This is a genomic window from Sphingomonas flavida (genome assembly GCF_036663655.1).
Taxonomy (GTDB): domain Bacteria; phylum Pseudomonadota; class Alphaproteobacteria; order Sphingomonadales; family Sphingomonadaceae; genus Sphingomonas.
The window spans coordinates 1-4,754 of record NZ_JAXOJH010000040.1 but is presented as its reverse complement, the minus strand read 5'-3'; the positions used below and the strand labels follow the sequence as shown (position 1 = coordinate 4,754).

The window sequence follows — 4,754 nt, the reverse complement described above, 5'->3', positions numbered from 1 at the left end:
TCCCGATCTCGCCGCCTGACACACCGCCAAGCGAGCACCCTAGACCACCGGGATGAGGGGTCCTTTTTCGACGCCGATCACCCCGCTACCGGGGTCCCTTTTCCACGCCGATCCACACAGTACTATTGGCCTCCTGCTCATCATGGCGGCTGGGCAAGTCGCAGGTGCTAGCCGAGCCAAGGATAGGCTCGAAAATGTCAACAACGGCAAAGTTTGGATATACCATGTCGGCACCGAAAATATTGCTGGTGTTACACTCGCCCAAGGCGGAGAGACAACATGGTTGCTTACAAATACAGGTGTCCGGCCCGTAAAGACCGAAGAAATACGTTTGATAGATGGGCCACTGTTCGTCGAGGTCAATAAGACGTTACGAGGCTTGGGTAATCGCAGCTCACCCATGATCACAGGTTCGTCCGCCAATAAGTAAAATATTGCGGCAGCTCTAAAGATGGAATGGCCGGACCATCCGGCCACAGCGCCGACGCCATAACTGCCGGACGGTATCTGTACGACCCTGTCTCGATCAAAGGCTGGCTGCCGCACCAGTTACCCTGCTCGTGGCGGTAGTCTAATTGCCTCGCGGCAGAAAATTCGCCGATAACGTGATAGGCGGAATCGCGACCGGAATGGCCGAAAAACTCGCAAGCAAAGTTGGGGCTGGCCGAATGATTTGATGTGCAAGGTCCGTCGCCCGCTGATAAGTGGGCGTTGGAATATCACTGCCGATGATGCCCTCATCGTAAGGTCATTCAACGCCCCGCCCCAACAGCGAGGGACGGGGCGTTGGATAAGCCGTGATCAGCCGTTGAGGGCATCCTTTACGGCTTTGGCGGGGGTAAAGGTCAGCTTGCGCGAAGCGGCAATCTGAATAGTTTCACCGGTGGCGGGATTGCGGCCTTCGCGTGCCGGGCTGTCCTTGACCTTGAACTTGCCAAAGCCCGATAGCGAGACCTCGTCGCCCTTGGCACTCGCCGCTACGATCGCAGCCATCAGGTCATCAATCGCCTTGCGTGCGTCGGCTTTGTTCATGCCGTGATTGGCGACCAGGGTTTCGGCGAGTTCGGCATTGTTCACGAGGTCATTCTCCAGATTGAGCTGCCTCCTTACCGGTTAAAACTGCCGACAAGCAATTCTCGGTCCTCAAGGCGTTTGGATATCGCCAAGCAGGCGCAACGCGGTGCGCAACCTCTGCAGCCGCTGTTTTCATTTTGGCGAATATAAAAGTCTGGGATCGTCAAGCATGCTGGCTGGTGTGGGCGTGATCCAGTCAGCACCCCGCAGCGGATAGGGGCCATAAAATAGGTCACCTAATGCACGCCGGTAATGAGCATTCATCCAGCGGCGTCGCCGATGCTCGGGCGCATCGTGGATCATATGGCACCGCTGGCAAAGCGCGGCGAGCTGCTCGAACCGGCTATCGCTCGGATCATGGTGAAGGTGCGCGCATGCGAGCACGACCGGCGTCCATTTGCCGACCGTGAGTATGTCTTCGGCCGGGCGGCGGACCCGGCGCCCCTGCCCGCTTCGCCAATAAAGGCGCTCGGCATCCCACCAGCGGCCATCGCCAAGGTGGAACACCCTTTCGCCATGCGGTCTTCCGCAGTGCTCACAGCATCCCTTGGCCCGCACAAAGCGCACGAAGCGGGAGATATGCTGCCAGTCTATGGGATAGAGGAAGACATGCTCAGGCCGGATCGGCATTGGCCAACTCCGGCAGTGTTTCTGGTATGGTCTCCATTGAGTTCGCCGCGCCACCAATCGCAGCTGGCAGAAATCGGTAGACTGTCCCGCGCGATATGCCGAGCTGGCGGGCAATGTGCGCTGGTCGCATGCCCCTGGCCGCCAGCTGGCGCACCGCCTCCGGATCGATGCGCGGTTTGCCACCTTTATAAACGCCGCGCGCTTTGGCCGCCGCGATACCCTCCGCCTGGCGCTCCTTGCGCAGGTTCGTCTCGAACTCCGCGAACACCCCCAGCATATCGAGAAAGGCCTTGCCAGCGGCCGTCGTCGTATCGATCGGCTGCTCTGTGGCCTTGAGGGCCACGCCCCTGCCCTTCAGCTCATGGACGATGTCCTGAAGGTCCTTCATCGATCGCGCCAGCCGGTCGATACGCGTGACGACTAGCGTGTCGCCTTTGCGCAGGAAGTCGAGCAGGATCTGCAGCTCGGTTCTTCCCCCGCGATCCGTACCTGACTTTTTCTCCGATCGGATCGTCTGGCATCCGGCCGCGCGCAGTGCCGCTTCCTGGATGCCCAGGTCCTGATCGAGCGTCGACACGCGCGCATAGCCGAAAAGCGTCATGAAGGCCCTTTCTGTTCGATCAGCTTCTAGACCCTCGGCGGCATCTGTTCAATATCGCTGCAAACGACCCTGATCGAACGCCGCTGGTGTTCCACAGGCTATGTTCCGCCAGGGTATACACAGATTGACGTTGAGCCAAGGCGGATTTAGCAATATGTCACATTGTAAAAAAGAGCATTATATTGTAATGTGGTATAGTGGAATCACGGTCGATGCAGCAGGATGTGTAGTATGGCAACGCAGTCCATAGATATCAAAGTAGCGAGCAATGGTCGAATGGTCCTACCCGCTTCGGTTCGGAAGGCGATGGGGCTGCATGGGGATGCCAAGGTCATTTTGACCATTGAGGACGATCAGGTCAGATTGTCCCCACTTGGCCATGGGGTATCGCGCGCACAAGCGCTGTATCGCGAGCATGCCAAACAGACGCGAACAGTCGAAGACTTCCTATCTGATCGTAAGGCAGAGGCTGCCACTGACGTGGAGAAGGGTATTGAGGCAGACCAGCAGAAGGATATCGCATGACATCCGTAGTGATGGATGCCTCGGCGGTGCTGGCGCTGGTCCGCGATGAGCCAGGAGCTGATAAGGTCGCATTGCACGTTGGGCTGGCGGCGATCTCAGCCGTCAACCTGCAGGAAGTCATCAAGGAGCTGTCGCTAAGCGGACTGGATGTCGAAACCATCCGCGAACTGCTGGACGAACTACGTCTTGATGTCCGGGCTCACGATATCGAAGCTGCGTATTTGGCTGCTGGATTACATACCCAGACAAAGGAGTTTGGTCGTGGTCTAGGCGACCGATCGTGCCTGGCGCTCGCCATGCAGCTTGGCGTTCCCGCGCTCACCGCTGATCGCGAGTGGAAGAAGGTCAAGGTCAAAGGGCTGAAGGTTGAGCATATTCGCTAGGTGTTTGATCCCACGGTTTGATGGTCCGATCCTTTCTTTATAATGGAAGGAAGCCGTATGAGACAGGTAATGAAAGAGGGCTGATAAACTTGGCGTTTCCGCTGCATCGTTTCGAAGAATTTGGCACGCTGACCTCTGCCGAGCATCAGGCGATCACCACGTTGGGCGACGCTCCGCAGGCATTCAAGCGCCACGCCCGCATCAGAGGCGAAGACGTCTTACCGACTTGCTTTTATCTTTTGGTTGAGGGCTGGGTGGCCGCAGCGCAGATCTTACCCGATGGCAGGCGCCAGATACTAAAAATTCATTTGCCGGGCGATGCCCTGGGGACCCCTAGCATGTGCATGGCACGGACCGTGGAAGATCTGACTGCGCTCACTGATGTTGTCGTCGTACCCGTAAGCTTGAAACGCTTCGGAACCTTGTTCGATACTTACCCACGCATTGCCGCGCGCTTTCTCCTCAGCGTGCAGTACGAGAGGATTGCGCTCATGGATCAGCTCGCTTCAATGGGCAGGACATCGTCCGAGGCGAGGCTCGCCGCCTTCCTGATAGACCTCTTCGAACGTCTCGAGCCTTTAGGAGCCGTGCAGGGGGACAGCTTTGACCTAAAGGTAACCCAGGAGCAAATGGGCGACTTGCTCGGACTAACGAGCGTCCACGTCAACCGCATGATCCGCGGATTAGAAAAGCAGGGCCTAATTTCGCGTTCCGGTCATAGGATGACCTTGCTAAGCCGGCAGGGACTGCAGCAGCTCGCGGTTCGGCCGGTGCGCCAGCGAATCGTGGATTGTAGTTGGCTCCCGAAGGCGCGCTCCAACTAATGGCGTTGGGGGGCAGCAAACACAGCCGCTAGGGTGTCACATCCGTATCGCCCCTGGCCTTCGCATGACGACCCAATCCCAGCCATACGTAACGTGTTTTCATCTCCCCAACTTCTGCCTTTTGTTCAGCATGCTACCTTTCCGAAGAACGTTCAGCTCAGCACACGTTGCGTGGGCTGGCGCGCCTCGGCGATCGAGGAATGGCTGCGCAATCCGATGTTCTACCATGTCGATGATCATCCTGCGCGATGACGGCTGCCAACCTGCCAGAGCCGATGGCGGATTTACAAAAATGATAGATGCAAACCATCCACATTGGACAAAGCTAGTTGAGCTAGACAGCTTTAGCGGGCCGAGCCGATAGAATCCCACGTTCGTTTAGCTTGGTGAGCTGGCAATCCTTCAATGCGTAAGCCGCCGGGACATGTACGGCTGCAATGTCCATGAGCGCCAGGCGAGCACAACATCAATAGCGAAACCGGCAGCAGCTCATACCACCAAGTCGGGCATCCATACCATGCGCGGCACGCTCTTCGCGATCGACATTTCAATTCAAGACATCATACGGTCTGACGTGCTCCCCGGAAATCATGCCATTGATAAGTTAGCTCGTCAGATGGAGACGAGCGATGCGGCGAGGCCGTTTTACCGAGGATCAGATCATAGGCGTGCTGCGTGAGCACGAGGCTGGCGTGAAGACCGCCGAGTTGTGCCGGA

The 4,754-nt window shown here is 57.5% G+C and carries 8 protein-coding genes; 5 read left to right on the top strand and 3 right to left on the bottom strand.

The window, feature by feature from the left end:
• Positions 1–801: 801 nt before the first annotated feature.
• The 3 genes from U1703_RS18725 to U1703_RS18715 all read right to left on the bottom strand — a co-directional run bounded on the left by U1703_RS18725 (position 802) and on the right by U1703_RS18715 (position 2,305).
• A complete protein-coding gene (locus tag U1703_RS18725) occupies positions 802–1,077 on the bottom strand; it encodes an HU family DNA-binding protein (RefSeq protein ID WP_332786953.1) in 276 nt (91 codons plus the stop codon).
• A gap of 129 nt (positions 1,078–1,206) precedes the next feature.
• Positions 1,207–1,704: a hypothetical protein gene (locus U1703_RS18720; protein WP_332786952.1), complete on the bottom strand. Its 498-nt coding sequence runs from the start codon at positions 1,702–1,704 to the stop codon at positions 1,207–1,209.
• Positions 1,688–2,305, bottom strand: coding sequence for a recombinase family protein (locus tag U1703_RS18715; RefSeq protein ID WP_332786951.1), 618 nt, complete (start codon positions 2,303–2,305; stop codon positions 1,688–1,690). The genes U1703_RS18720 and U1703_RS18715 overlap by 17 nt, the downstream gene beginning before the upstream one ends.
• 231 nt (positions 2,306–2,536) lie before the next feature.
• Between U1703_RS18715 and U1703_RS18710 the strand changes: the two genes are divergently transcribed.
• From U1703_RS18710 to U1703_RS18690, 5 genes are all read left to right on the top strand, one after another.
• Positions 2,537–2,830: an AbrB/MazE/SpoVT family DNA-binding domain-containing protein gene (locus tag U1703_RS18710; protein WP_332786950.1), complete on the top strand. Its 294-nt coding sequence runs from the start codon at positions 2,537–2,539 to the stop codon at positions 2,828–2,830.
• The gene (locus U1703_RS18705; protein ID WP_332786949.1) at positions 2,827–3,213 is read left to right on the top strand and encodes a type II toxin-antitoxin system VapC family toxin; all 387 of its coding nucleotides are present in this window, start codon (positions 2,827–2,829) and stop codon (positions 3,211–3,213) included. Before U1703_RS18710 ends, U1703_RS18705 begins: the two co-directional genes overlap by 4 nt.
• A gap of 89 nt (positions 3,214–3,302) precedes the next feature.
• Positions 3,303–4,037: a Crp/Fnr family transcriptional regulator gene (locus tag U1703_RS18700; RefSeq protein WP_332786948.1), complete on the top strand. Its 735-nt coding sequence runs from the start codon at positions 3,303–3,305 to the stop codon at positions 4,035–4,037.
• Positions 4,038–4,070: 33 nt separating this feature from the next.
• Positions 4,071–4,289 carry a helix-turn-helix transcriptional regulator gene (locus tag U1703_RS18695; protein WP_332786947.1) on the top strand — a complete coding sequence of 73 codons (219 nt, stop codon included), beginning with the start codon at positions 4,071–4,073 and terminating at the stop codon, positions 4,287–4,289.
• A gap of 377 nt (positions 4,290–4,666) precedes the next feature.
• Positions 4,667–4,754, top strand: an 88-nt coding sequence (locus U1703_RS18690; protein WP_332786954.1) for a transposase, incomplete at its 3' end; no start/stop codon positions are given.

Bases quoted from the DNA above. Each gene is read 5' to 3' on its own strand.
- U1703_RS18705 (WP_332786949.1), top strand. From the start codon at position 2,827: ATGACATCCGTAGTGATGGATGCCTCGGCGGTGCTGGCGCTGGTCCGC.
- U1703_RS18710 (WP_332786950.1), top strand. From the start codon at position 2,537: ATGGCAACGCAGTCCATAGATATCAAAGTAGCGAGCAATGGTCGAATG.
- U1703_RS18715 (WP_332786951.1), bottom strand. From the start codon at position 2,305: ATGACGCTTTTCGGCTATGCGCGCGTGTCGACGCTCGATCAGGACCTG.
- U1703_RS18720 (WP_332786952.1), bottom strand. From the start codon at position 1,704: ATGCCGATCCGGCCTGAGCATGTCTTCCTCTATCCCATAGACTGGCAG.